Below are 21,921 nucleotides of genomic sequence, written 5' to 3'. Positions count from 1 at the left end.
CTTTGGAGCCGGTGCGGGAGGTGCGGCGCGCGGTTGACTCACCATTTCACCCGACGGTGAGTTGTCGATTTTCGGTCTGCACGGGCCGGATGCACCGAAGGGCGCCTGGCCCGCGATCACCGCCGGCCATTACGCGGCGACGCGCACGAATGGGCAGAGCGTTTTGAGCCGCCATCCTCGCCGAACAATCAGGGGCTATCGAGCCGCCGCACCGTTCTCCGGGGCGAGCAAGACTCCGCGAGATCTGACCAGCCCACGACACCAAGCACTTGTTCGAGGTCGCCGGCCGCCGGCCGGACCCTCTCCCCCGAAACGCAGAAATGTTCGTTTTGCGAAAAGAACTCGTCGAACGCTACGTTCGCAGTGCCGGGGGGACCGGTGAGGCTCGAACGTTCCGGGGGGAACTTTGATCAGCAAACACTGGACCTGCCGTGCGGCAACTGCGACCATCACGATGATGCTTGCCTTGCTACCGACTGCCGCGAACGCCGATGACGGAGACCCGCCCCCGACATTGGACACGCTTCGGTCGGTCACAAGCACCGCGGCCGAAACCGGCATTGCCGCGCAAGAGAATTTGGCGGACCTTCATGGGATCTCGAGGGCTATAGGGCGAACAGACTGAACTGGCGTATCGACGGCGGCGCCTTCCCCTACAAGTGCAACTGGCCGTGAATCGAGTCAGGTCACAGCGCGCCGCGCTGATTGCTACGGGTGTGACTGCTGGCGTAGCGATCACCGCGATGCTGGCCGTTCTCCTCGTCATGATGGCAACCCGGGACACACGACAAGACATTGACCTCGGCGACTTCGCTCACTCCAGCTCGCAATTTCGCGCGCTGAACGGCTACGAGGAGGCGACCGAGGAGCTCTGCAGTGACGTTGCTGGGTGCGTTCAGGGCTACAGCGCGACGTATGCGTCGTACCGGAAGTTCAGCAGCATTGACGATGCGGTAGCGTTCGCCGCCACGTCGTCTAGCTCCTACCGGTCGAACTGGATCGTGATCGAGTACGTCGGGCATTCCCTCAGCGAAGGCGACAGAGCCGATGTGCAGGAATACTTCGACAGCACCGCTACGTCCGAGTAAGGCGCTTCCAACTTTCGTTGTGGGCAGCATGCCCGGAACTAGCCGACGGGCCGGGCGGAACGGCATCACGGCTCGCCTATACCGCTCCGCGACTCGCCGCACAATGTCCCCCATTCGGGGGACCTGGCCCCGGTTATGCTGGCCCCGTATCGAGCCGCGTTCAACGAAGGCGCCGCGTCGATGTGTGACACCTCCTCATCTGCGAGCGACCCGAAGGCGAGGCACCGTGCGAACCGATCTGAATCAGAGGCCGTTCGGGCAGCCGGTCTGGGCGAGTGCCGTGGCGGTGTTCCTTCTGTGGGCGTCCGTGTTCGTCCTCGGCGTGTCGGGTCTTGCGATGCTCACCGTTCACGGCGATACCGGCGCCCTGCTCCTCATCGCCGCGCTCATCGCGGCGGCTCCGGCTGCCGCTCTGAGCCAGCAGCGCAGTTCGATCTGAGCTACGCAACGGCCCCTGCGAGACGACCGCAAGAGGCCGGCCGCACCATCACGCGGCCGGTCGCCTCACAGGTGCCGCAGGTTCCCCTCTTCGTCCGCGGTGACGAGCACCAGGAAGTCGACGACGAGCTGGGCGACCGCGCCCGTCTCGTCGAGCCCCCAGTACACCGGGTACTGACCGTCGCCGTACCCGGACTCCGCGACGATGCCCACGTCGGATGGACCGAGGGCGATCTCCTGCACGCTCGGCGACGGCGCGTACATGTACTCGGTGAAGGCCGCGGCCTTGGCCCGCCGGCTCATGGTCGTGTACGCGGCGAGGTCGACGATGCACGCCGAACCCGCGTCGACGCCGAAGAAGTGCCCCGGCCCGGTCGGCAGATCGGCGGGATGCCAGGTCACCGGCATCCGATCGCTGAAACGCACCCGCAGGGCGGCGTTGCGGCCGAAACCGGTCACTCTTTCGACCGGGTACGCCCCCGGTGCCACGCTGCGGGCCAGGGGTCGCGCGTCGTCGTTGTCGTATCCGAAGTCGAGCACGGCAAGCACACCCGACGTCGTCACCAGGGTTCCCGCGGGCGAGACGCGTACCTCCGACTCCTCTCCGCTGCGCCGGTGCACGACCGAGCGCTCGGTGAAGTTGCGCACCTCGTCGAGGGTTCGCTGTTCGTCGGGCACCTCGTCGAGAGAGGCGTCCGGTGCCGCGTCGGCGGCGAGCGCCCGGGCCTGTGCCGCATCGGCGAAGGGGGTGCGGGGGTCGTCGAAGTGCTGTTCGATGGCGCTGATCTTCCACCCGCGCCCTTCGCGCTCGAGAACGTACTCGTGCTTCTGACGCGTCGGCGAGTCGATCATCTCGGTCAGGACGAACGCGCGATCGCCCTCGACCTCGGAACGCACGATCCGTTCCACCGCGACCCCGTAGCCCGGCGGCGTACCGAACGAGGAGTCCAAGCGGACGTGCTCCCCCACCACGTGATCACGTGTCAGCGGGACGACGAGTTCTCGCCACTGCGAGAACTCGTCCCGCCGCGTGGAACGATCCGCGAAGACGGGCGCTACACGCCGCCATTGCATGTCGTAATCCTCGAGGAAGCGCTGCACGCGCTTCTCCGCCGCTTTCGCCCCGCGATCGCCCCACATGGCGCCAGCCTATGTCGCCGCCAGCGTGTCGAGGGCCCCGTCCGGCAGCACGACCCACCCCTCGCGCCGAACGATGGGGAGCATTCCGGATGCCGGGCGCTCGAACGATCCGAGGGCTCCAGCGCGAGTGGCCAGAGCGGCGATGACGGCGTCGAAGGCGTCGGCCTTCGCGATCGCCAGGGGAGCGAACCCGCCGACGTCGAGCCACGGTGCCCGCTCGGTCAGGGCGTCGAACAGGAGCGCCCGGCGGGTGGCATCCACTCGATACCCGCTCGTGTCGAAGCCCCAGAGGCGCAGCGAACCGCCGGGATACACCTCGAACAGGCGCCCTTCGGCCGCGCGATCGACCGGGAATCCGGCCTCGGCCAACCGCCGCAGCAGTCCCGCGCCGCGCAGCGCCGTCACGCCCAGTCGGTCGGTCGAGACGCTCAGCGGCCAGCGCCCGATGCGTTCGCGCACGACGTGGTCGGTGTGGCGATAGACGAGCGAGCGGCGCCACTCCGCCCCTCCGTCGACCGGGCCGAGCGCGGGGTCCGCCTCGGCGTGGTGCGCTTGCACGAAGTCGACGAACGCGTCGGGCCAGCCGAGCGGGCAGTCCACCCCGAGCCACGCGTCGCCAGAAGCGACGGATGCCACGATGTCGGCATCCTGGATCCCGATCTCGAGCCGCGTGAGGCGGGCCGCGCCATCGGCCCAGCGCATCTCGGCGAGGGCCGTGCCGGGGGCTCCGGCGGCGAGGTCGACTCCGACGGTTCTCATCTCCTCGAGCCTAGGCGCGGTCGCCCGCGGCGAGGCCCGTCAAGACCTCGCCGAAAGGCCTCGCGACCTGGGAGGATCGAGACATGGCAGACGACGACCTCCCCGATTCGCTGGAACCGGCCGTCGACATCCCGCCGCGCGACGAGCCGCCCGCTCCTCCCACACCGAAAGGCGACCTGAGGATCGCGTCCGTCGTCGCGATCGTGACCGGCGTCATCGTCATCGCCTGGTACCTCTTCGTCGCGACGGCGAGCGCCATCGCCGACGTCGACAACCTCATGTGGATCCAGATCGGCATGTGGGTGCTCGCCGTGATCTCGTTCGTCTGCGGCATCGTGAGCCTGAACGCCCGCATGGCGCGCGAGCTCGCCGCGGCGGGGTTCATCGCGGGGGTGGCGGCGGGTCTGCTCTCCGTGACGATCGGACTGTTCAGCGGCCTCGAGCTCTTGGGCTGACGCGGCGCGGAATAGCGCCGAGACGAGCGGGGTTTCCGCTCTCATGACGTCACGCGCCGCGCTCGAGAGCGCTCTGTCGAACATCGACGTCCACCCCGGACACGCCTGGCGACAGTCGTTATCGGCGGGCGAGAGGGTGACGCTGTCACGCGGGGAAGCGGCGATCGTGTACGTCCGCTCGGGCGAACTCACCGGTGTCAGCGCCGCGCGAGCGGGATGCTCGGTCAACGCACCGTCCGGCGCGGCGACGACGGTCGAGGGCGGGCGCACCCTGCTCACGGGAGACGCGTTCATCTCGCTCGGATGCCACCCCCTCGAGCTGGCGTCGCAGTCCGGCGCCGAGGTGACCGTCGTCCCCCTCGAGGTCGTCGCGACCGTGCACACCCGCGCCCTGCCGCCGGTGGTGTTCGTCAGCGGCTTCGCCCGCGCCGAGCCCGCTGCGGCCGGTCTCGCCGCCCATCTCGGCGTCCCCGCGCCGGGGGCCGCCCTCGACCGCCACGGCGACGAGACCATCTGCAAGCTCATGGTGACGACTGTTCTGCTGTCGGCGCTGCGCGCGTGGGCGGCGTCCGAGCAGGACGCGTCATGGCCGCCGCGCACCGCCGACCCGTTCCTCGCCCGCGTGGCGGCCGCCGTCGATGACGACCCCGGTCGCGAGTGGACGATCGATCAGCTCGCGGCGCTCGGCGCGATGTCGCGCTCGGTATTCGCCGCACGGTTCCGCGAGGTGTTCGGCACCTCACCCGCGTCGTACGTGACGGCGGTGCGGATGCGCCGCGCGGAAGACCTTCTCGATGCGGGGACCCCCGTCTCGGAGACCTCGCGGGCTCTGGGCTACGCCTCCGACGAGGGATTCCGCCGCGCGTTCCGGCGTCATGCCGGGGTCGCCCCGTCGGAGTGGCGCAGCGCTCGTCGGTCGCTCATCGCCTGAGACCCCGCCGCTCCATCGGTAGCGACGGGGTCGTGGTCGTCAGCCCGCGAGGGAACGCCGGCGCAGGGAGAGGCCGAACAGCACGGCGCCGATCACGAGCAGCAGGATGCCGATGGCGTCCACCGTCACGACTCCCGCGGCGTCCACGAGCAGGCCGCCGAGGCCGGCCGCGATGGTGATCGCGAGCTGGAAGCCGGTGACGATGAGGCTGCCGCCCGCCTCGAGGCGGTCGGGCATGCGGTGCCCGACCCAGGTGTTCACGATGATCAGCCACGACGAGAAGAAGAAGCCCCAGACCAGGACGGCGGCCGCAACCGCCCCCACCGCCGAGGGGAGCAGGACCACGGTGGCCACGGCGAGCGCGATGACCAGCGGACCGACGACGGCCAGACGCGCGAAGGCGCGGTCGACGATGATCCCGACGAGGATGTTCCCCACGAACCCGCCGACCCCGAACAGGGCCAGCAGCAGCACGATGGTGCCCGCTTCCACGTCGGGGATGCGCTCGAGCGACAGACGCACGTAGGTGTAGGCGAGGAAGTGGCCGAGGACGACGAGCACGTGACCGACCATGCCACCCGCCACACCCCGGCGACGGAGGGTGTCGACCAGGATGCCGAGGCTCGACGCGGCTGCCGCCGGGACGGGCGGCAGCACGACGCGCACCGCGATGCCGACCGTCGCGGTCGCCACAGCCACGAGCAGGAACGCGAGCCGCCAGTCGAGCGCCTCGCTCAGCGCGACACCGAGGGGGACGCCCGCCACGGTGGCCAGCGACAGCCCCGCGGAGCCGAACATGACGGCGCGGCCGATGCGTTCGGGGCTCGACAGGCGTGCCGCCACAGTGATCGACATCGACCAGAACGAGCTGATCGCTGCCCCCAGCAGGAACCGGGCGATGAGGATGGCGACCAGGCTCGGCACGATCGCGACCACGAGGCTCGAGAGCGCGGCCGCGGCCGCCGCCAGGACGAGCAGCGTGCGACGGTCGAGCCGGGGCAGCAGCAGGCCTACCGTCGGGGCGACGAGCAGACCGGCCAGGGCCGTGACCGTGACGGTCTGGCCGGCTTGGCCCGGGGTGATGCCGAGTGAGGCGGCCATCTCGGTGAGGACGCCGTTCGGGAGGAACTCCGCCGTGACGAGCAAGAAGCTGAGCAGCATCACGACGATGAGGCCGCCGTACCGCATCGAGGGCGGGGCGGAGAGCGAGGTCGGAACGGGAGCGGTCGTGGTCATGTTCCGATGCTCGTGCAGCGCCGCCGCCCTCGCCCGACCGATCGTCCGCGGCATCCGACCATTCGTCCGGGCCTCCGCGCGGGTGCTCGCGAGAGGCCCGCGATCCTGTCCGCCGCGTTCGCTCCCGATGGGCGAGACCGCCGAGAGGCGGCTCCGGCGCCCCTTGCTCGGTTCAGGTGACTCTCCGGGCCTCGATCACGAGATTCTCGGTCGAGGGGAGACCGTCGGATCGCTGGAGGCAGGTGACGACGACAAGCCTGCCCGCGGTGTTCGCCCACACGTCGGCCTCGCTCCCGATGGCGGTCTTGTCCACGACCTGCGTTCGATCGACGCGATAGTGCACGTCGGCGACCGAGATGTCGGCCCCGACCGCGATCCGCGCCCGGGCTGCGTCCACGTCGATGAGCGCGTTGCCCGGGCCGACGCCGCCCCCGCGCAGGGAGTGCATCACGACGAACACGGTGCCCGCGTCCGCCCAGTCGGGCGAGACCCCGAGGTTGCGCACCCAGTACGCCGAGGTGAAGCCGGGCGGCTGCAGGACGCCATCGACGACGTTCATGGCTCCGAGCGGGACGTCGAGTCCCACCGACGGTGCGGTGAATCTGCCGACGCCCTCCGGCGTCGCGGATGCGCTCGGCACCGGGTCGGGCCCGTCGAGCTGCACGGGATTGCCCGCGAGATCGTGCTGCGCCGCCGAGGGGCCATCGTCACCCGCCGAGGCCGGGGGAGGCGCGAAGAACGGGCCGAGCGCGATGCCCGCGGTCACGATCAGCCCCAGGGCGGCGGCCACCGCGGTGGCGGCGAGGATGTCTCCCCGCCGCCACCGCCGCAGAGACCGGAGAAACCGGTTCATTCAGCGTCCGAAGCGCGAGCGCGCGCGGCGCGTCACGCCGACGAGGGCCAGCAGCACCAGACCGAGGCCGCCCAGGGCGATCCACGGCCACGGCGCGGGCTGTGCGATCACCGTCCCCCCGGTTGCCACCGAGGGACCGGCGGAGCCGGTGCTCGCGGCGGTAGCGGTGGCCGCGGGCACCGTCACGGACAGGGGAGCGCTCACGGCGTTGCCGTTGGCATCCGCCAAGAACAGCGTGTGCGCCCCCGTCGCCAGCGATGCCGGCAGCATCACGTCAGCGGTGATCGAGCCGTCGCCGGCGGCAGTGAGGTGGCCGATGACCGTGGGCGTGGAGTGCACGACCACGTCGTAGCCTGCCCCGGCGACGAAGCCCGCGCCGGTCACGTGCACCGTCGAGCCTGCCGCGATGTTCGTTCCCTGCGCGAGCGCGATGGTGGGGAGAGCGACGGTGATCGTGTAGGTCTTCATCGTGGTGCCGTCTTCGGCCGTCACCGTGACGGTGGCCGTCTGGCCCGACACGGTGACCGCCGAGGTAGCCGCAGCGCTCGAGGTCGTCACCCGCACGTCGGATGCCGAGAGCGTCGCGATCGGGGCGGTCACGACCGCGCCACCGGTGTCGGCGGCGGTGTCCAGGGGAACGCCGACACCCCCGACGCTGATGCTCGAGGCGGTTGCGTCATTCGAGACGAGGAAGCGGGAGCGCAGAGCGGTGGCCTCGGTCGGTGTCACGCCGATGGTCTGAGAGATGTAGGCGTCGAGGCCGCCGTACTTCTTCGCGACGTCCGCCTCGAACGTGCCCTGCAGCAGCGCGGGAGTGGCCCAGGTGACGCCGAGCTGCGTGTTCGACAGCAGATAGTCGTGGAGGATGTCGGAGCTGCCGACCCCCAGGATGCGGTACAGCAGGTCCATCACGGTGCCGGTGCGGTCCATGCCGTGCGAGCAGTGGATGAGGACGGTCCCGGTGGTGTGGGCCGACATCAGCCGGAGGATCTGGGCGTAGGCGCCGATCATGACGCCGGGCGACGAGGGGCTGACATATCCCTTGTCGACGAGGTCGTGGTACATCGCCGTGTCATCGCTGTAGTCCCCGTCGTTGCCGAACATCGAGATGTTCACGTACTGGGCGCCGGGGACCGTGACGTCGGGCTTCGCCGACACCTGCGCGGGGGTGCGCAGGTCGATGACGAGGTCGACGTGGTACTTGCTCGCGAGGGTCTGGGCGCCGGCAGAGGTGACCTTGTCGAGCGACTCCGTGCGAAGCAGACGCGGAGCATCGACGATCTGCGCGCCGGCACCGACGAAGGACCCGAGCTCGCGGCCGTTGACGAGGCCGGGCACATCGGTGATGGCGTGATCCTGTGCGGTCAGGGCAGGCTGCAGCTGCGGGTTGGTCGCCGCCTGGGCGGCGGTCGCACCGAAGCCGAGGGAGCCGAGGGTCGCGGCGACGGCCAGGGCGGCGGAGAGCAAGCGCGCGGATGTCACGCGGCGGGAACGGGTAGTCACTGTCATCCTCAGGGGTCGGAGATGGGGGTGGGCGGCGGCACCCGTTCGAGTGGGCGGGTGAGCCGAAGGCGACCGTCCCAACCCCGGGTGACGAACCCGAGAACGCGAGCGAACCTGTACCGAACGGACTCTGAGGATGTTGTCCTGAGGAGGCGATGAATCGGCGGAGAAGCCCTTATCTGTGCACCCGCACCCGACTCGCCTCAGCCGACGAGTACCCGCCCCACATACCGCGCCGTCGGTCGGATGATCTTCGGGTCCCGCGCTTGCTCGAGCACGTGCGCGGTCCATCCGATCGTGCGGGCGAGGGCGAAGGTGGGGGTGAACATCGCGCGCGGGATACCGCACTGCTCCATCACCACCGCGGCGTAGAACTCGACGTTGGCGTGCAGCGGGCGCTCGGGCCGGCGCTGTGCGAGCTGACGCTCGGCCTCTTCTTGGAAGGCCAGCGCCTGGGTCACGCGGTCGCCGCCGAGGCCGCGCGCGACCTCGCGCAGCAGCTCGGAGCGCGGATCGGCCGTGCGGTACACCGCGTGCCCGAAGCCCATCAGTCTGCGTCCCGCATCGAGCTCTCCCGCGATCCAGGCGGCGGGGTCGTCGTCCGCGCGGTCGAGACTGTCGAGGGCGCGGGCCGGGGCTCCGCCGTGCAGCGGCCCCGAGAGCGCGCCGAGCGCGCCGGAGAGGCAGGATGCCATGTCGGCCCCCGTCGAGGCGATGACCCGGGCCGTGAAGGTCGAGGCGTTGAAGCCGTGGTCCATCGCCGCGACCAGGTAGGCCGACAGCGCGCGGACGTGGGCGTCGTCGGGAACCGTCCCGGTCACGCGCTCGAGGTAGTCGGCCACCACGCCGCGACCGCCCGCCGCCCCGGGCGCGAGAGCGAGCGGGGCCAGGGCGGCGAAGGCGATCGCCTCGTCGAGCCGCGCATCGGAATCGAGGTCGTACAGCGCCGCGGACGAGCGAGCGGATGCCGCGAGCGTCCACACCGCGCGGAGCGCCGCGAGCGGCTGATCGGTGCGTGCCGTGACCGCGGCGATCAGCCCGGGCAGGGCGGGGTCGGCCTGGACATTCGCGACGCGCGCGGCGAAGGCGGCTCGGGTCGTGGCATCCGGGAGTTCCCCCACCACCAGTAGCTGCCAGACGTCCTCGAAGGAACGCGTGCGCGCCAGCTCCACCGCGGAGGAGCCCCGGTAGTGGTAGACGCCGGCGTCGCCGTCGACATCGCTGATGGTCGTCTCGGCCGCGACGACGCCGTTCAGTCCGCGGGGCACATCGATCAGGTCGCTCATGCGCTCAGTGTGCGAACATGACGACGACAGCGTCAACGTTGATCGGATCAAGATGAGCGCTCCCCTCCCCCGCCTTTCCGCCGCACAGGTGGCCGCTCGGCTCGGTGTGAAGCCCGAGACCGTCTACGCCTACGTCTCGCGCGGACTCCTTCGCCGCGAGCGCGAGTCCCACGGCTCCACCTTCGATGCGCTCGAGGTCGAAGCCTTCGCCGCCGGTCGTCGCCGGACGGCCACTCGGATGCCGACCCATCCGACGACCGGCATGCCCCTCGGTGTCGTACAGACCGACGTCGCCGACATCGAGGACGACGAACTGCTGTACCGGGGCCGACGCGCCCGCGACCTGATGGATCGCCCGTTCGCCGAGGTCGTGGCCTGGCTGTGGGACGAGGAGCGCGTGGACGCTCCCGACCCGGCGATCGGCAGCGCGCGCGCGATGGTCGAGGCCCTCCCTCTGCACGCGGGGTCGATGGACCGCCTGCGCGCCGCCCTGACCGGCTTCGCCGCCGACGATCCGCTGCGCTACGACGCGTCGACCGCGTCGGCCCACCGCATCGGGTGGACGCTCCTCACCGGTCTTCCCGTCGCGCTCGGCGGCCGCCCCGACGCCGACATCGCGCGGTCGTTGGTCAGCGTCTGGAACGCGCCGACCGACCCGGCGACCATCGCCGCCGTCAACGCCGCGCTCGTCCTGCTGATCGACCACGATCTCGCGGTGTCGACCTTCGCCGCGCGGGTCGCGGCCTCGGCCCGCGCCGACGGATACGCCGCCGTCAGCGCCGCGCTCGGCGCGGCCGACTCGCCCCTGCACATCTCCGCGGCGACCCGCACCGCCCGCCTGCTCACGCGCGTGCGGCGCGGGCAAGAACCCGAGCGGGCGCTGGTCGATGCGCTGCACGAGGGCAACGGCATCCCCGGCTTCGGTCATCCGCTCTACGCCGGGGGCGACGATCGGGCCGCGGCCCTGTTTCCGCTCCTGGTCGCACTGCCCGACGGGGAAGGGACGATGGATGCCGTGCGGCGGCTGTCCGACGTCGTCGCCGACCGTGCGGGGTTGCGGCCCAACGTGGACCTGGCGCTGGCGGCACTGGCATCCGGGGCCCGCCTCCCCGAGGACGCGGCGGGCACGATCTTCGTGCTCGGGCGGGTTGTCGGGTGGATCGCGCACATCGCCGCGGAGTACGCCGAGCAGGCCATGCGGCTGCGTCCTCGCGGGGAGTATGTGGGGCCGTGACCGCTCGCCTCAGCCCGTTTCCCCCACCGAACGAAAGTCGATAGGTGATGCGTCGATATCTGGCGATCGCTCTTCTCGCGGCCGCGGTCGCGAGCACGACGGGCTGCGCGCCCACCTCGGGCCTCTTCGAGTGACACCGGCCGGCGACGCTCGCCGGGTCCCGAGCGATCCCCGTGAGCGCCGCTCGGTGCCGCGGCCGACGACGCCCGATCAGCGATACGGGCGCCCGATCAGCGGTTCTCCCACTCGCGCGCCATCTGCACCACCGCCGCCACGGCGGCCTCAGTGTCGGCGGGTGAGCCGCCCGCCCGACCGGCGACGAGACCGGCGACGAAGGCGCTGAGTGGGGCCGCGGGCCGGGCGACACCGTTGGCGACGTCGCGCGCGAGGTCGAGGATCAGAGAGATGGGGATGTCGCCCTCCGCCAGACCGAAGCGCTCCGCGAGAGCGGCGCTCCAGTCGTTCAGCGCTTCGGGGGGCAGCGTGCGGGACTCGGTCATGGTTCCTCCTCGGGCCGTGGGGAGATCGTCCCACGACTCGGCCCGAAGGAGGTGGCATCCGAGGACGAGCCACCGAGACCGCTACACACGCCGCTGTCGACCACGCGGGTTCGCCGTTTACCGAACGCGTCCTGACGACCGTCCGCCCGGACCATGCTCCACAGCACAGCCCGGGCCGGCCGGCATTACGCCGCGAGCGCCTTCGACAGGAAGGCGACGGCCTGAGCGACCGCCGCCTGCGCCGCGTACGTGTCGTGGAGCGCGTTCACCATCACGAAGTCGTGCACGATGCCCTGGTAGCGGACGGCGGTGGTGGGCACGCCCGCCTGACGGAGCTTCGCGGCGTAGGCCTCGCCCTCGTCGCGGAGCACGTCGGCCTCGGCCGTGATGACGAGCGCTTGCGGGAGTCCCGCGAGCTGATCGAGCGTGGCGCGCAGCGGCGACGCCGTGATCTGGGCGCGGTCGTCTTCGCTGGTCGTGTACTGGTCCCAGAACCACTTCATGCCGTCGCGCGACAGGAAGTAGCCCTCCGCGAAGCGGTGGTACGACTCGGTATCGAAGGCCGCGTCGGTCACCGGGTAGAACAGCACCTGCGCGGCGAGGTCGACACCGCCGCGCTCCTTGGCGAGCAGGGTGAGGGCGGCCGACATGTTGCCGCCCACCGAGTCGCCCGCAACCGCGACGCGTGAGGCGTCGAGGCCCTTCGACGCCCCTTCGGCGACGATCCACTGGGCGGTCGCCCACACCTGCTCGATCGCGTGGGGGTACCGCACCTCGGGTGAGCGGTCGTATTCGGGGAAGACGACCGCGGCTCCGGTTCCCACCGCGAGGTCGCGCACGAGACGGTCGTGCGTGTGCGCGTCGCCGAAGACCCACCCTGCGCCGTGGATGTAGATCACGACGGGCAGCACACCGCTCGCACCCCGCGGGCGGACGATGCGGACCTTCACCGAGCCGCTCGGACCACCCGCGACCTCGATCCATTCCTCGTCGATCTCGGGCTTGAAGATGGGATCGTCCTGAACGCCGTCGACGGCGGCGCGCCCCTCGGCCGGCAGCAGCTGGTAGAGGAAGGGCGGTTCGCTGGTGGCATCCACGAACTGCTGCGCGGCGGGTTCGAGGGCGATCTCGTGCGGGTTTCCGGACATGGTCGGGGCTCCTTCTTGACGACGGTTCTGCGAAGCGACGGGTGAGAACGATCGTTCTCACCTTCGCTCCTCACCATAGAGAACGATCGTTCTCGCGTCAACTAGACTGAGGACATGACCGAGACCCGCGACCGCATCGTCGATGCCGCCGACGCCCTCTATTACGGGCGGGGCATCGGTCAGGTGGGGATGGATGCCGTGCGAGACACCGCCGGCGTTTCGCTCCGAGCCCTCTACAAGGAGTTCCCCGCAAAAGACGACCTGATCGTCGCGGTCCTCGACAAGCGCCACGGCACGTGGACCGACGGGGTGACCGACGCCGTCGAGCGCATCGACGACCCTCGCGAACGGCTGCTGGCGGTCTACGACTACCTCGCGCACTGGTTCGACGAGGCGGACTTCCGAGGCTGCGGCTTCATCAACGCCTTCGGCGAATTGGGAGCCGCCAACCCCGGCGTCGCCCGCGCGGTGCGCGCACACAAGGCCGATTTCCAGCGATACGTCGCGAAGCTCGTCGAGGCGGCGGGGGCTCCGGCCTTCCTCGCTCCCCAGCTCGCCATCCTCGCCGAGGGCGCCCAGACCACCGCCGCGATCGCCGGGACGCCCGAGGCCGCGGGCACCGCGCGCGCGGCCGCATCGACACTCATCGACGCCGCCTTCGCACACGGAGCGAGCTGACGACCCCTCTCGTCAGGTCGCCGAAGGCCCTTCCGATGCCACCTCTCGCAGGTCTTCCCAGGTGTCGATATCGCGCGTCAACGCGGGGTCGGCCGGCACCGGCTCCACCCTCAGCCCGCCCAGGAGCGCCCGCATGGACGCGTCGCGCCCACCCTCGAAGACACCGGATGCCGCAGCCCGCAGCGCCGCGGCCCGGTAACGGCCGATGAGCCACTGGCGTCGACCGTCGTCGAGGCACACCCCGTCCGCAGCGTCGGGGACCGGATCGCCCAGAAGCGCCACCGCCGGACCAGCGGTCGGAAGATCGCAGGCGACGACGAAGACCTCCGTGGCATCCACGTGGCCGAGGGCGGCGATGATCGCGGCGACCGGGCCGCCGAAGGGCGGCTCTTCTCGCGTCCAGGTCACCTCGAGCGCATCGTCGAGAACGGGGGCGACGACGACGACGCGTCGAGCACCGGCGGCTCGGACCGCGTCCACCGCCGTACGCAGCAGCGTCTGCCCACCCACGCGCACGAGCGGCTTCGTCGCCCCGCCCAGTCGTGAGGCCCTCCCCCCGGCCAAGAGGATGGCATCGACGCTCACCATCGCGTGACCGTGACGAGCTCCCCGGCCGCGACGTCTCTCTCGCTCGGCGGGATGACGGCGAGACCGTCGGCGTCACCGAGTCCGCGCGTTCCGTGGGAGGTGGGAGTCGCAACCCATCGGGCGGGGTCGGAGCGGTCGAGGCGCACCGGCACGTACTGCACGCGGCCCGGCCGGGCCCGGCGCCCCTCGGAAAGCGCGACGCGCAACGTCTCGCGCCCCAGGTCGGCGTCGCCCTCGAGAGCACGGACGGCCGGACGCACGAATAACTCGAACGAGACCGCGGCGCTCACGGGATTGCCGGGCAGACCGAACAGCAGCGTGCCGGCGGGGGTGCGGCCGAAGCCCTGCGGCTTACCCGGCTGCATGCGCACCCGGTCGAAACGCATGAGGTCGCCGAGGGTGTTCTTCACGACCTCGTACGCACCCGCGCTCACCCCTCCCGAGAACACCACGATGTCGGCCCCCGCTGCTTCGGCGGCAGCGATGGCCCGACGTGGTCCGTGGCCCTCGTCGCCGACGCTCGCGCGCAGCACGATCTCGGCCCCGGACTCCTCGGCCAGACCGGCCAGCAGCACGCTGTTCGATTCGGGGATCTGACCGCGGCGGAGCGGATGGCCCGCGGGCTGCAGTTCCGAGCCCGTCGACACCACCGCCACCCGCGACGCGCGCGACACCGAGACCGTTCCCACCCCGGCGGCCGCGATCGCGCCGAGCCGGGCGGCGGTCAGACGCACGCCCTCGGGGACGACGAGTTCACCCTCCCGCACGTCCGAGCCGCGATGCCGGATGTGCGCCCCGGGCCCGCGGGGAGCGATGAGCACCGTGACCGCGTCGAGCCCGCCGGCGAGCCCGCCCTCGGTGTCTTCGAACGGGACGATCGCCGTCGCGTCGGTCGGCACGGGCGCCCCCGTCATGATGCGCGCGGCTTCGCCGGCATCCACCCCCGGATCGAGGTCGGTGCCCGCGGGCAGATCGGCGACCACGCGCAGAGTGGCGGGTGCGCCGAGGTCGCGCACGGCGAACCCGTCCATCGCCGAGCTGTCGAAGCCCGGGACGTCGACATTCGCGAACACGGGATGCCGCAGCACTCGACCGCGGGCAGCGGCCACCGCCCGGGCTTCGGGGGCGAGCGGAACGACCTGCTCGAGAACGGCGGCGAGGTGCTCGGCGACGTCGATCACACGGTCCATCCGCGGGGGGAGAAGGGCATGCCCTCAGCGTAGGCGCGGGTCAGAGGTCGAGGCGGTGCGGGATCGCTTCAACGCCGTCGCGATAGGGCGCGAACCCCATCGCGGCGTAGTACGCCAGGGCGGGCGCGTTGTCGGCGCCGATGGTCGCGTCGATGTGGCGCAGGCCCGCGGCCTCCGCCGCCGCGAGGGTCCTCGCGAAGAGGCTGCGGCCGATCCCGCTACGCCCTACCTCGGGGTCGATGTGCGTGCCGATGATGCCCCAGCCCTCGTCGACCCCGTAGGGGTTGCCGGGCCAGGCGCGCTTCAGGGACTGGAAGCCGACCACCACGCCGTCGCGGTCCGCCACGGTGCAGGCGATCGAGTGCTCGGGGTCGAAATACCGCTCCTCGACGAACGCCGCGTCGGACTGCGACGATCGCAGTCCCGCGCGATGGATCGCGTTCTGCACGTCGACCATCGCGTCGATGTCGGCCCGGCGCGCGTCTCGGAACTCGATCATGCAGCCATCTTCGCAGCCTCCTCCGACATTCCGTCGGCACAACCCCGGACCGCGCCACCTCTCACCCCTCTACCGTGGGCGCATGGACGAGCTGACATACGACGAGGTCGGCGCGACCGCCGGTCGGATGCCGCCCGGGTATCACCACGTGCGCGTTCGACGGGTGATCGGGCGCGGTCCGGAGGTCTTCGCGACGGCCGCCGATGCCCTTCTCGCCGGTGAGGCGCAACGGCGCGCGGGAGCCCGGGTCGAGGCGTCCGAGACGCCGATGCGCGAGGGCACACGCGTGACGATGCGATTGGGGGTCGGCATCCTGAGCGTCCGCATTCCCTGCCTCGTCGTGTGGGCCGACCGCACCAATACCGTCGCCGGTTTCGCCTACGGCACCCTCCCGGGGCACCCGGAGCGCGGGGAAGAACGATTCACCCTGACGCTCGCCCCGACGGGGGAGGTCGTCTTCGCCATCACCGCGTTCTCGGCGCCCGGACGCTGGTTCACGCGCATCGGCGCCCCGCTGGGTCGCGCGGTGCAGGCCTGGATGACGAGACGGTACCTCCGCGCGCTCGACCCGCGCTGAAGCGCTCTCCCTCGAGAGCACCGCCGCCTCTCGCGCCAGAAGGTCGAATACGCCGTGACGTCCGTTCCGCTCGAGATCGCTTTTGCCCTGCCCTCGCGCTGCCGCTGAGTCGAGTGGGCGGGGCGCCGGCATCTTCCGTGCGCTCTCCTATCGGCCGAAGACGACGCCAGCCGCGGCGACCGCGACGGGCTCGCTCGGCAGCTGGCCGCAGCGGGGCATGAGCCTGTTCGGGAGAGCCAGTTCTTCGGGCGGGCGCAAGATCGTCCAGATCACGAAGGGGTTCTGCGTACTGGCATCCGACGGCTCCGTCTGGTGTCGCGGATCGAACAACTACGGCCAGCTGGGGACCGGATCCACGGACTCCGCGTCGGCCGACTTCGTGCAGGTGACCTTCCGCACGGGTCTGTACGCCACGCAGCTGTCATCCAACGGGACGACCGTCGCGGCTCTGCTCAACAACAACTCGGTGTGGGGCTGGGGGAGGAATACCGACGGGCAGCTCGGCAACGGCTCGACCAGCGACACGGTGTCCACACCGGTGCCCTTCAAAGGGCTGGGCTCGCAGGAGTTCATCAAGGTGTCGGTCGGCGGATCGCATGTCAGCGCGATGGCCGCCGACGGCACCCTGTCCAGCGCCGGCCTGAACGCATCCGGGCAGCTCGGCAACGGAAGCACGACCTCAAGCAGCTCCGCCGTCATCGCGTCGGGAAGCGACATCCCGAACTTCGCAGACGTCGTCGACGGCGGCTCTCAGACGTACGGCGTGACGTCGAGCGGCGCTCTGTGGGGATGGGGAGCCAACCTCGTGAACGGTGTCTCCACCATCGGAAACGGCAACACATCGACCACGTCTTACACATCACCGGTCCGTACCGCGACGAACATCACGATCGACGACGGTGCGAACAAGCTCACGTGCGCCAGTGGCACGACAGCGAACAAGATCGCGCGCTGCGCTCCTTCGGGTACCCTCACCTACTCGGTGACGTACGCCGTGCAGTCGTGGGTATCGGGAGCCGTGAGCAAACAGGCGTCGACGACAGCGACACAGCTGGGTTCGGTCACGTTCGGCGGTCCGGGTTCGCTGGCCATGTGCTTGGGGCTCCGAGGCGGCTCCAGTGCCAACTACACCCCCGTTGAGCTCCAGACCTGCGACTCGTCGTCGAATCAGACATGGAGCTCTTGGTCCGACGGAACATTCCGCTCGAACGGGAAGTGCCTCGACGTGAAGGGCAGCAGTCCCGGCAGCGTGGTGCAACTCTGGTCCTGCAACGATCTGGGCTACCAGTGGTGGGTTCTGCGTGACGACAAAACGGTCTACAACCCGAGCTCGGGACTCTGCCTGACCGACCCGAACGGGTCGACGAGCTCCGGGACACAGCAGGTCATCGACACCTGCACGGGCGCGTGGAATCAGCAGTGGTCGTTCTGACGACCATCGACTGATGCAGCAGGAAGGGCGACTCGGCCGAAGCCGGGTCGCCCTTCCGCATCGGTGTCGTCAGCCGCGGGGGCGCTCCTCCTCAACAACCGACTGCACGTCGTCGACCGCCGGGGTCTTCTCGTCGGCGCGCACCTCGTCGGCGGCGATCGCGATGTCGATCGCCGCATCCTCGAGCGCCTCGGCGACGACGTCGCTCACGTCGGCACGATCGTCGCCCCGATCTTCGTCGGAGGCACGCGGACGCTCGGGCTCGAGGCCGTCGGTCAGGCGATCCGCGGCATCGATGTCCGACTCCGCGTCGGCCGTGGTCACACGCTCACGCGCTTGGCGGATGGTCTCGTCCACGGCGGCCGCGGCCCCGGCGGCGACGTCCTTCGTCTTGGCGACGGCGGCATCGACGGTCTCCGAGGCACTGGCCGCGAGATCCTTCGACCTCTCGCGCGCATCATCGACGGCGGTCGACGTGCGATCCGCGACGTCCTGCGCTTTGGCCTTCACCTCATCGGCCACGTCCGACGCGCGGGCGGCGACGGCATCCGCTTTCTCCTCGGCTTCGGCGACCACATCACGGTCGAAGGGACCGAAGACGCCGGTCACGACGACGTCGACCTCGATCGTGCCGCGGCCGAGCGGCTCGAGAGCCGAGACCACCGCGGTGCGCACGTCGCCCGCCACCGCGCGCAGCTTGTGGGGATAATCGACGACCAGCGAGATGGTCGCAGTGACCGAGCCGGCACGGTCGGTGTCGATCTTGACGCCGGGTGCGGTGCTCGCCAGGCCGACGCGTTCACGGACGGCGTCCGACGCCCGTCCGATCAAGCTGCCGAGAGCGTGGACGCCAGGAACGGAACCGGCGGCGGTCGCCGCGAGCGTCGCCGCCGCGTCGAGGTCGGGCGGGTCGATGGTCGCATCGGTGATGGACATCACGTCTCCTCGTGGGTGTCAGTGAACGCGGGTGTTGTCGCGCGCGAGTTTCGCGCGCAGACCCGAGTGGATCGAGATGTAGGCGCGCAGGTTCTGGCCCGTGAGCGCGGCAAGGTTCGTCACCAGCGTGTCGACGTGCTCGGCGACCTCACGGGGCGAGGTGTTCTGACGCGGGGTGACCGCCACGTGCAGCACGGACTGCTTTCCGACCTCACCGGCGGTGATGCGAGACGAGAGGATCTCGTCACGCTCGCCCAGCGCGTTCTTCAGTGCCTCGGAGGCGAAGCCGTCGGTGACGGTGATGCGTCCCTCGTCGTTCGCACTGCCGGTGGACTGCAGCGGGGCCTGACGACGACCGCGCACGGCGGCCGAGGCGATCAGGATGAGGATGACGGCCAGCACCACGATCGCAGCGACGGCGCCCCAGCCGGCGGACTCACGACCCAGCGACTCGAGCCAGCCCTGGAAGCCGCCCATGACGGAGCCCCATGTGCCGGTACCGCCCGGGAGGAGCCCCACGACGAGGGCGAGAGCGCCCAGGCCCAGCAGCACCAGGGCGACCAGGAAGAGCAGGAAGCGGTTCAGACCGCGTCGCGTCGCGTTCATCAGGACTCCTTGGTGTCGGGACGCTGCACGCGCAGGTGGGTGCGCACGGCGGGCGAGAGCTTGTACGAGGTGACTTCCTCGTCGACGATGCGGCGCAGCTGCGCCTCGTCGACCGGGATGCCGACCGGGGGCCGCACCGTCACGTCGACGGAGCGGTGGGCGACGCCGACGACGATGTCGTCCCGCGCGATGCCCGATTCGTTGCTGAGGTGCTGAGCGAGGGCGGATGCCACGACGCCGTTGTCCACGACGACGGCACGCTCCCCCCACGACATCTCGTGGCGCGAGAGGCGGCCGGGCTTGAGAGCCAGAACGAGCACGATGAGTCCGACGATGGCCAGGACGACCCCGCCGCCGATGAAGGCGGCCGGCATGAGAGCGGTGGGCGCCGCGACCACGGCGTTCAGCGCCTCACCCGGGGAAGCCAGCAGGGGCTGGGCCCCGGCAAGGTCGAGGATGATCTCGACCGCGGCGTACGCGAGGACGAGCAGCAGCAGCACGACCACGACGAGCATCGCCACGGTGCGGGGCGAGTGGGTCTCGCGACGCACGACGGTGCGGAGCACGGTGTCAGTCATCACAGCACTCGCTTTCGCTGAGGGGCGGTAGCGCCCGAGATGGTGAGGTCGACGCGCGAGATCTCGCGGCCGAACAAGTGGGTCAGACGCGAACGCAGCTCGGTCTGCGCGACGCGCGCGGCCTCCAGCACGGGAGTCGCGGCGCGCACGGCCTCGGTGTCGTCGAGGCGGGGGACGGGGAACGGGGTCGTCACGCGCACCGCCGCGGTGTCGCGGGCCGAGACGATCTCGACGCGGACGCTCTTGGCATCCACACCGACGATGTCGGCGGCGGCCCGCTCGGCCGTCTTCTGCAGTACGCGGTCGGAGATGGACACCCGACCGGCGGGGAGGCCGGGGCCGGCAACCGTGGTGCGGTTGCCGACCCCGGGGGAAGCGGTGACGGTGGTCACGATGTGCTCCGACCCTTGAAGGCGTTGACGATGTTGCCGAAGTCGAGTTCACCCGCCGTGATGCGAGCGACGACCACGCCGATCGCCATGAAGAGGGCGACGAGGATGAAGCCCCAGAAGCCGAAGATCAGAGCGCTGAGGGCCAGTACCAGGCCGGCGAGAGCGCCCTTGGTGGAGGCGCTCACTGGACGCGCTTTTCGTTGCTGTCGTCGTCGTTGTTGTCGTCGCCCGGGATGTGGACGTCGTTCACGTCGACGTTGACTTCGACGACCTCGAGGCCGACGAGGCGGGTGATGGCACCGGCGACGCGCGAGCGCACCTGGTCGGCGACCTCCTGGATCGGGGCGCCGTACTCGACGACGATCGTGATGTCGGCGGCGGCCTGCGTCTCGCCCACCTCGACCTTGACGCCCTGCGTCAGGTCGGTGGCGTTGATCGCGTCACGGATGGCGCCGAGCGCGCGGGCTCCGCCGCCACCCAGGGCGTACACACCGGCGACCTCACGGGTCGCGATGCCGGCGACCTTGGCGACGACGCCCTCGGCGATCGAGGTCTTGCCCTCGACGGGAGCGTCCTGGCCGCGGCCGTTGAGCGGACGGTTCACGCGCGACGCCGACTGGGGGACGTTCTGCGCAGCGGGGGTGGTGGGGGCGTTCTCAGCCATGTCCGTGCCTTTCGAATGTCTGGACCCGGGTGTCCGGGGTGGGCGCTTCGGCCTACATGACTCAGACGTACCGGGGGCAGGAATCGTCACGCCGGACGTGAAAAAGTCCGGCGAATCTGTCTCCGCGGGAATGCGGATGGCCATCTCCCACGAGATTCCGCGGCGGGACGCGTCCCGACGACGTGGTCGGCCCGGCATCCCCGTCCGGAGAATCCGGTCGACATCGCGCCTCGATCGCCCGCCCGCGACGTCGGAGGCCCGGCGTACGCTCGACCCATGACCCCCTTCTGCTCCTCGGCGCGGCCCTGACATGGGCCGCCTCACCGCCTCGCGTCGAGTGACGCGCATCACTCTCGACGGCGCGAACCGCCAGCGGCCGGATGCCGTCGCGGTCGAAGAACCGCTCGAGATCCGCGTCGCGGGCTCGCCGTTGGCCGTCACGATGCGCACGCCCGGTCACGACGTCGAGCTCGCGGCGGGTTTCCTCGTGTCCGAGGGCGTGATCAGCCGCGGTGAGGACTTCGCCCGTGCGATCCACTGCGGCGGGCCGGGTACCGGCGGCGCCGACGGCAACACCTACAACGTGCTCGACCTCACCCTGGCCCCGGGCGTGGCTCTTCCTTCCCCCGACATCGCGCGCTCGTTCTATACGACGAGCTCGTGCGGGGTGTGCGGCACGGCCTCGATCGAGGCGGTCGAGAAGGTGTCGACGTACGACGTCTCCACCGATCCCCTCTCGGTGTCGGCGCACGAGGTCGCGGCGTTCCCCGATCGCCTCCGCGAGCAGCAGAAGACGTTCGACAAGACCGGCGGCCTGCACGGCGCCGCCCTGTTCGACGCCGCGACCGGCGAGCTGCTCGTCGCCCGCGAAGACGTCGGGCGACACAACGCCGTCGACAAGGTCGTGGGCTGGGCCCTGTTGAACGACCGACTCCCCCTCCGCGACACGGTGCTGCAGGTCTCGGGCCGCGTCAGCTTCGAGCTCGTGCAGAAAGCCGTCATGGCCGGCATCCCGATGCTCTCCGCCGTCTCGGCGCCGTCGTCTCTCGCGATCGAACTCGCCGAGCGCGCCGGGCTGACCCTCGCCGCCTTCGTGCGCGGCAACAGTATGAACCTCTACACGCGCGCCGACCGCGTCCGTGTCCCCGAGGCCCCGGCATCCACAACCCCCTCCGCCGAAAAGATGACGAGCGTACGCTGACGATAGGCG

General features: G+C 70.6%; 26 protein-coding genes. 9 read left to right on the top strand and 17 right to left on the bottom strand.

Going from position 1 to position 21,921, the window contains the following annotated elements; all coding sequences use genetic code 11:
• Positions 1-659 precede the first annotated feature (659 nt).
• Together NE358_RS00565 and NE358_RS00560 are read left to right on the top strand one after the other, a co-directional pair.
• A complete protein-coding gene (locus tag NE358_RS00565; RefSeq protein ID WP_289940415.1) occupies positions 660-1,088 on the top strand; it encodes a hypothetical protein in 429 nt (142 codons plus the stop codon).
• Between the two features lie 226 nt (positions 1,089-1,314).
• A complete protein-coding gene (locus NE358_RS00560; RefSeq protein WP_289940413.1) occupies positions 1,315-1,527 on the top strand; it encodes a hypothetical protein in 213 nt (70 codons plus the stop codon).
• A gap of 65 nt (positions 1,528-1,592) precedes the next feature.
• On the opposite strand, the gene NE358_RS00555 is transcribed toward NE358_RS00560, so the two are convergent.
• Entirely contained in the window at positions 1,593-2,666 is a 1,074-nt protein-coding gene (locus NE358_RS00555; RefSeq protein ID WP_289940411.1) for a DUF4241 domain-containing protein, read from the bottom strand.
• Between the two features lie 9 nt (positions 2,667-2,675).
• A complete protein-coding gene (locus NE358_RS00550; RefSeq protein ID WP_289940408.1) occupies positions 2,676-3,425 on the bottom strand; it encodes a DUF429 domain-containing protein in 750 nt (249 codons plus the stop codon).
• 83 nt (positions 3,426-3,508) lie between these two features.
• Between NE358_RS00550 and NE358_RS00545 the strand changes: the two genes are divergently transcribed.
• Entirely contained in the window at positions 3,509-3,880 is a 372-nt protein-coding gene (locus tag NE358_RS00545) for a hypothetical protein (RefSeq protein WP_116239615.1), read from the top strand.
• 43 nt (positions 3,881-3,923) lie between these two features.
• Positions 3,924-4,811: a helix-turn-helix transcriptional regulator gene (locus NE358_RS00540; protein ID WP_289940405.1), complete on the top strand. Its 888-nt coding sequence runs from the start codon at positions 3,924-3,926 to the stop codon at positions 4,809-4,811.
• A gap of 39 nt (positions 4,812-4,850) precedes the next feature.
• Here the strand turns inward: NE358_RS00540 and NE358_RS00535 are convergent, their stop codons facing one another.
• From NE358_RS00535 to NE358_RS00520, 4 genes are all read right to left on the bottom strand, one after another.
• Positions 4,851-6,047 carry an MFS transporter gene (locus tag NE358_RS00535; RefSeq protein WP_141376938.1) on the bottom strand — a complete coding sequence of 399 codons (1,197 nt, stop codon included), beginning with the start codon at positions 6,045-6,047 and terminating at the stop codon, positions 4,851-4,853.
• Between the two features lie 172 nt (positions 6,048-6,219).
• Entirely contained in the window at positions 6,220-6,900 is a 681-nt protein-coding gene (locus NE358_RS00530) for a class F sortase (protein WP_289940399.1), read from the bottom strand.
• Positions 6,901-8,403 (bottom strand): tyrosine-protein phosphatase, encoded by a 1,503-nt coding sequence (locus tag NE358_RS00525; protein WP_499318129.1) that lies wholly within the window; start codon positions 8,401-8,403, stop codon positions 6,901-6,903. It abuts the gene before it with no gap.
• A 203-nt stretch (positions 8,404-8,606) separates the two neighbouring features.
• The gene (locus tag NE358_RS00520; RefSeq protein ID WP_289940394.1) at positions 8,607-9,689 is read right to left on the bottom strand and encodes a citrate/2-methylcitrate synthase; all 1,083 of its coding nucleotides are present in this window, start codon (positions 9,687-9,689) and stop codon (positions 8,607-8,609) included.
• A gap of 52 nt (positions 9,690-9,741) precedes the next feature.
• Here NE358_RS00520 and NE358_RS00515 point away from each other — a divergent pair, with 52 nt between their 5' ends.
• Positions 9,742-10,923, top strand: coding sequence for a citrate synthase (locus tag NE358_RS00515; RefSeq protein WP_170210665.1), 1,182 nt, complete (start codon positions 9,742-9,744; stop codon positions 10,921-10,923).
• Positions 10,924-11,153: 230 nt separating this feature from the next.
• Here NE358_RS00515 and NE358_RS00510 read toward each other — a convergent pair whose 3' ends face one another.
• Together NE358_RS00510 and NE358_RS00505 are read right to left on the bottom strand one after the other, a co-directional pair.
• On the bottom strand, positions 11,154-11,423 hold the full coding sequence (locus NE358_RS00510) for a DUF6457 domain-containing protein (protein ID WP_103207226.1): 270 nt from the start codon (positions 11,421-11,423) through the stop codon (positions 11,154-11,156).
• 185 nt (positions 11,424-11,608) lie between these two features.
• Positions 11,609-12,571, bottom strand: a complete 963-nt coding sequence (locus tag NE358_RS00505) for an alpha/beta hydrolase (protein ID WP_289940390.1) — start codon at positions 12,569-12,571, stop codon at positions 11,609-11,611.
• A gap of 114 nt (positions 12,572-12,685) precedes the next feature.
• Between NE358_RS00505 and NE358_RS00500 the strand changes: the two genes are divergently transcribed.
• On the top strand, positions 12,686-13,249 hold the full coding sequence (locus NE358_RS00500) for a TetR/AcrR family transcriptional regulator (protein WP_141376948.1): 564 nt from the start codon (positions 12,686-12,688) through the stop codon (positions 13,247-13,249).
• 12 nt (positions 13,250-13,261) lie between these two features.
• Here NE358_RS00500 and mobA read toward each other — a convergent pair whose 3' ends face one another.
• Genes mobA through NE358_RS00485 form a run of 3 tightly spaced genes read right to left on the bottom strand, consistent with a single transcriptional unit; the run spans position 13,262 to position 15,526 of the window.
• Positions 13,262-13,837: a molybdenum cofactor guanylyltransferase gene (mobA, locus tag NE358_RS00495; RefSeq protein ID WP_141376950.1), complete on the bottom strand. Its 576-nt coding sequence runs from the start codon at positions 13,835-13,837 to the stop codon at positions 13,262-13,264.
• Complete coding sequence (locus tag NE358_RS00490; RefSeq protein WP_116239727.1) at positions 13,831-15,018, bottom strand: molybdopterin molybdotransferase MoeA; 1,188 nt, start codon at positions 15,016-15,018, stop codon at positions 13,831-13,833. The genes mobA and NE358_RS00490 overlap by 7 nt, the downstream gene beginning before the upstream one ends.
• A gap of 49 nt (positions 15,019-15,067) precedes the next feature.
• A complete protein-coding gene (locus NE358_RS00485; protein ID WP_103207239.1) occupies positions 15,068-15,526 on the bottom strand; it encodes a GNAT family N-acetyltransferase in 459 nt (152 codons plus the stop codon).
• An 82-nt stretch (positions 15,527-15,608) separates the two neighbouring features.
• Here NE358_RS00485 and NE358_RS00480 point away from each other — a divergent pair, with 82 nt between their 5' ends.
• Both NE358_RS00480 and NE358_RS00475 read left to right on the top strand, forming a co-directional pair.
• Positions 15,609-16,103, top strand: a complete 495-nt coding sequence (locus NE358_RS00480) for a DUF1990 domain-containing protein (RefSeq protein ID WP_289940385.1) — start codon at positions 15,609-15,611, stop codon at positions 16,101-16,103.
• Between the two features lie 217 nt (positions 16,104-16,320).
• Positions 16,321-17,535 (top strand): ricin-type beta-trefoil lectin domain protein, encoded by a 1,215-nt coding sequence (locus NE358_RS00475; protein WP_289940383.1) that lies wholly within the window; start codon positions 16,321-16,323, stop codon positions 17,533-17,535.
• 69 nt (positions 17,536-17,604) lie between these two features.
• Here the strand turns inward: NE358_RS00475 and NE358_RS00470 are convergent, their stop codons facing one another.
• From NE358_RS00470 to NE358_RS00445, 6 genes are read right to left on the bottom strand one after another with little or no spacing between them, the layout of a single operon-like run.
• Positions 17,605-18,471, bottom strand: a complete 867-nt coding sequence (locus NE358_RS00470; RefSeq protein ID WP_289940381.1) for an Asp23/Gls24 family envelope stress response protein — start codon at positions 18,469-18,471, stop codon at positions 17,605-17,607.
• A gap of 18 nt (positions 18,472-18,489) precedes the next feature.
• On the bottom strand, positions 18,490-19,077 hold the full coding sequence (locus NE358_RS00465) for a hypothetical protein (protein WP_103207251.1): 588 nt from the start codon (positions 19,075-19,077) through the stop codon (positions 18,490-18,492).
• A complete protein-coding gene (locus NE358_RS00460; protein WP_141376960.1) occupies positions 19,077-19,655 on the bottom strand; it encodes an Asp23/Gls24 family envelope stress response protein in 579 nt (192 codons plus the stop codon). The genes NE358_RS00465 and NE358_RS00460 overlap by 1 nt, the downstream gene beginning before the upstream one ends.
• Positions 19,655-20,047 (bottom strand): Asp23/Gls24 family envelope stress response protein, encoded by a 393-nt coding sequence (locus NE358_RS00455; protein ID WP_103207256.1) that lies wholly within the window; start codon positions 20,045-20,047, stop codon positions 19,655-19,657. Before NE358_RS00455 ends, NE358_RS00460 begins: the two co-directional genes overlap by 1 nt.
• Entirely contained in the window at positions 20,044-20,232 is a 189-nt protein-coding gene (locus tag NE358_RS00450; RefSeq protein ID WP_103207258.1) for a DUF2273 domain-containing protein, read from the bottom strand. The genes NE358_RS00455 and NE358_RS00450 overlap by 4 nt, the downstream gene beginning before the upstream one ends.
• Positions 20,229-20,711, bottom strand: coding sequence for an Asp23/Gls24 family envelope stress response protein (locus tag NE358_RS00445; protein WP_103207261.1), 483 nt, complete (start codon positions 20,709-20,711; stop codon positions 20,229-20,231). The genes NE358_RS00450 and NE358_RS00445 overlap by 4 nt, the downstream gene beginning before the upstream one ends.
• 310 nt (positions 20,712-21,021) lie before the next feature.
• Between NE358_RS00445 and fdhD the strand changes: the two genes are divergently transcribed.
• Complete coding sequence (gene fdhD, locus NE358_RS00440; protein ID WP_289940372.1) at positions 21,022-21,912, top strand: formate dehydrogenase accessory sulfurtransferase FdhD; 891 nt, start codon at positions 21,022-21,024, stop codon at positions 21,910-21,912.
• The last annotated feature ends 9 nt before the right edge of the window (positions 21,913-21,921 follow it).

Source organism: Sphingomonas sp. G5 (genome assembly GCF_052660795.1).
This window is presented reverse-complemented; position numbering and strand designations above follow the sequence as displayed.

Excerpts from the sequence above, each read along its gene's own strand:
- NE358_RS00460 (WP_141376960.1), bottom strand. The coding sequence starts at position 19,655 with ATGACTGACACCGTGCTCCGCACCGTCGTGCGTCGCGAGACCCACTCG.
- NE358_RS00480 (WP_289940385.1), top strand. The coding sequence starts at position 15,609 with ATGGACGAGCTGACATACGACGAGGTCGGCGCGACCGCCGGTCGGATG.
- NE358_RS00500 (WP_141376948.1), top strand. The coding sequence starts at position 12,686 with ATGACCGAGACCCGCGACCGCATCGTCGATGCCGCCGACGCCCTCTAT.
- NE358_RS00520 (WP_289940394.1), bottom strand. The coding sequence starts at position 9,689 with ATGAGCGACCTGATCGATGTGCCCCGCGGACTGAACGGCGTCGTCGCG.
- NE358_RS00550 (WP_289940408.1), bottom strand. The coding sequence starts at position 3,425 with ATGAGAACCGTCGGAGTCGACCTCGCCGCCGGAGCCCCCGGCACGGCC.
- NE358_RS00540 (WP_289940405.1), top strand. The coding sequence starts at position 3,924 with ATGACGTCACGCGCCGCGCTCGAGAGCGCTCTGTCGAACATCGACGTC.
- NE358_RS00465 (WP_103207251.1), bottom strand. The coding sequence starts at position 19,077 with ATGAACGCGACGCGACGCGGTCTGAACCGCTTCCTGCTCTTCCTGGTC.
- mobA (WP_141376950.1), bottom strand. The coding sequence starts at position 13,837 with ATGGTGAGCGTCGATGCCATCCTCTTGGCCGGGGGGAGGGCCTCACGA.
- NE358_RS00485 (WP_103207239.1), bottom strand. The coding sequence starts at position 15,526 with ATGATCGAGTTCCGAGACGCGCGCCGGGCCGACATCGACGCGATGGTC.
- NE358_RS00535 (WP_141376938.1), bottom strand. The coding sequence starts at position 6,047 with ATGACCACGACCGCTCCCGTTCCGACCTCGCTCTCCGCCCCGCCCTCG.
- NE358_RS00505 (WP_289940390.1), bottom strand. The coding sequence starts at position 12,571 with ATGTCCGGAAACCCGCACGAGATCGCCCTCGAACCCGCCGCGCAGCAG.
- NE358_RS00510 (WP_103207226.1), bottom strand. The coding sequence starts at position 11,423 with ATGACCGAGTCCCGCACGCTGCCCCCCGAAGCGCTGAACGACTGGAGC.
- NE358_RS00530 (WP_289940399.1), bottom strand. The coding sequence starts at position 6,900 with ATGAACCGGTTTCTCCGGTCTCTGCGGCGGTGGCGGCGGGGAGACATC.
- NE358_RS00555 (WP_289940411.1), bottom strand. The coding sequence starts at position 2,666 with ATGTGGGGCGATCGCGGGGCGAAAGCGGCGGAGAAGCGCGTGCAGCGC.
- NE358_RS00545 (WP_116239615.1), top strand. The coding sequence starts at position 3,509 with ATGGCAGACGACGACCTCCCCGATTCGCTGGAACCGGCCGTCGACATC.
- NE358_RS00445 (WP_103207261.1), bottom strand. The coding sequence starts at position 20,711 with ATGGCTGAGAACGCCCCCACCACCCCCGCTGCGCAGAACGTCCCCCAG.
- fdhD (WP_289940372.1), top strand. The coding sequence starts at position 21,022 with ATGGGCCGCCTCACCGCCTCGCGTCGAGTGACGCGCATCACTCTCGAC.
- NE358_RS00475 (WP_289940383.1), top strand. The coding sequence starts at position 16,321 with ATGAGCCTGTTCGGGAGAGCCAGTTCTTCGGGCGGGCGCAAGATCGTC.
- NE358_RS00515 (WP_170210665.1), top strand. The coding sequence starts at position 9,742 with ATGAGCGCTCCCCTCCCCCGCCTTTCCGCCGCACAGGTGGCCGCTCGG.
- NE358_RS00470 (WP_289940381.1), bottom strand. The coding sequence starts at position 18,471 with ATGTCCATCACCGATGCGACCATCGACCCGCCCGACCTCGACGCGGCG.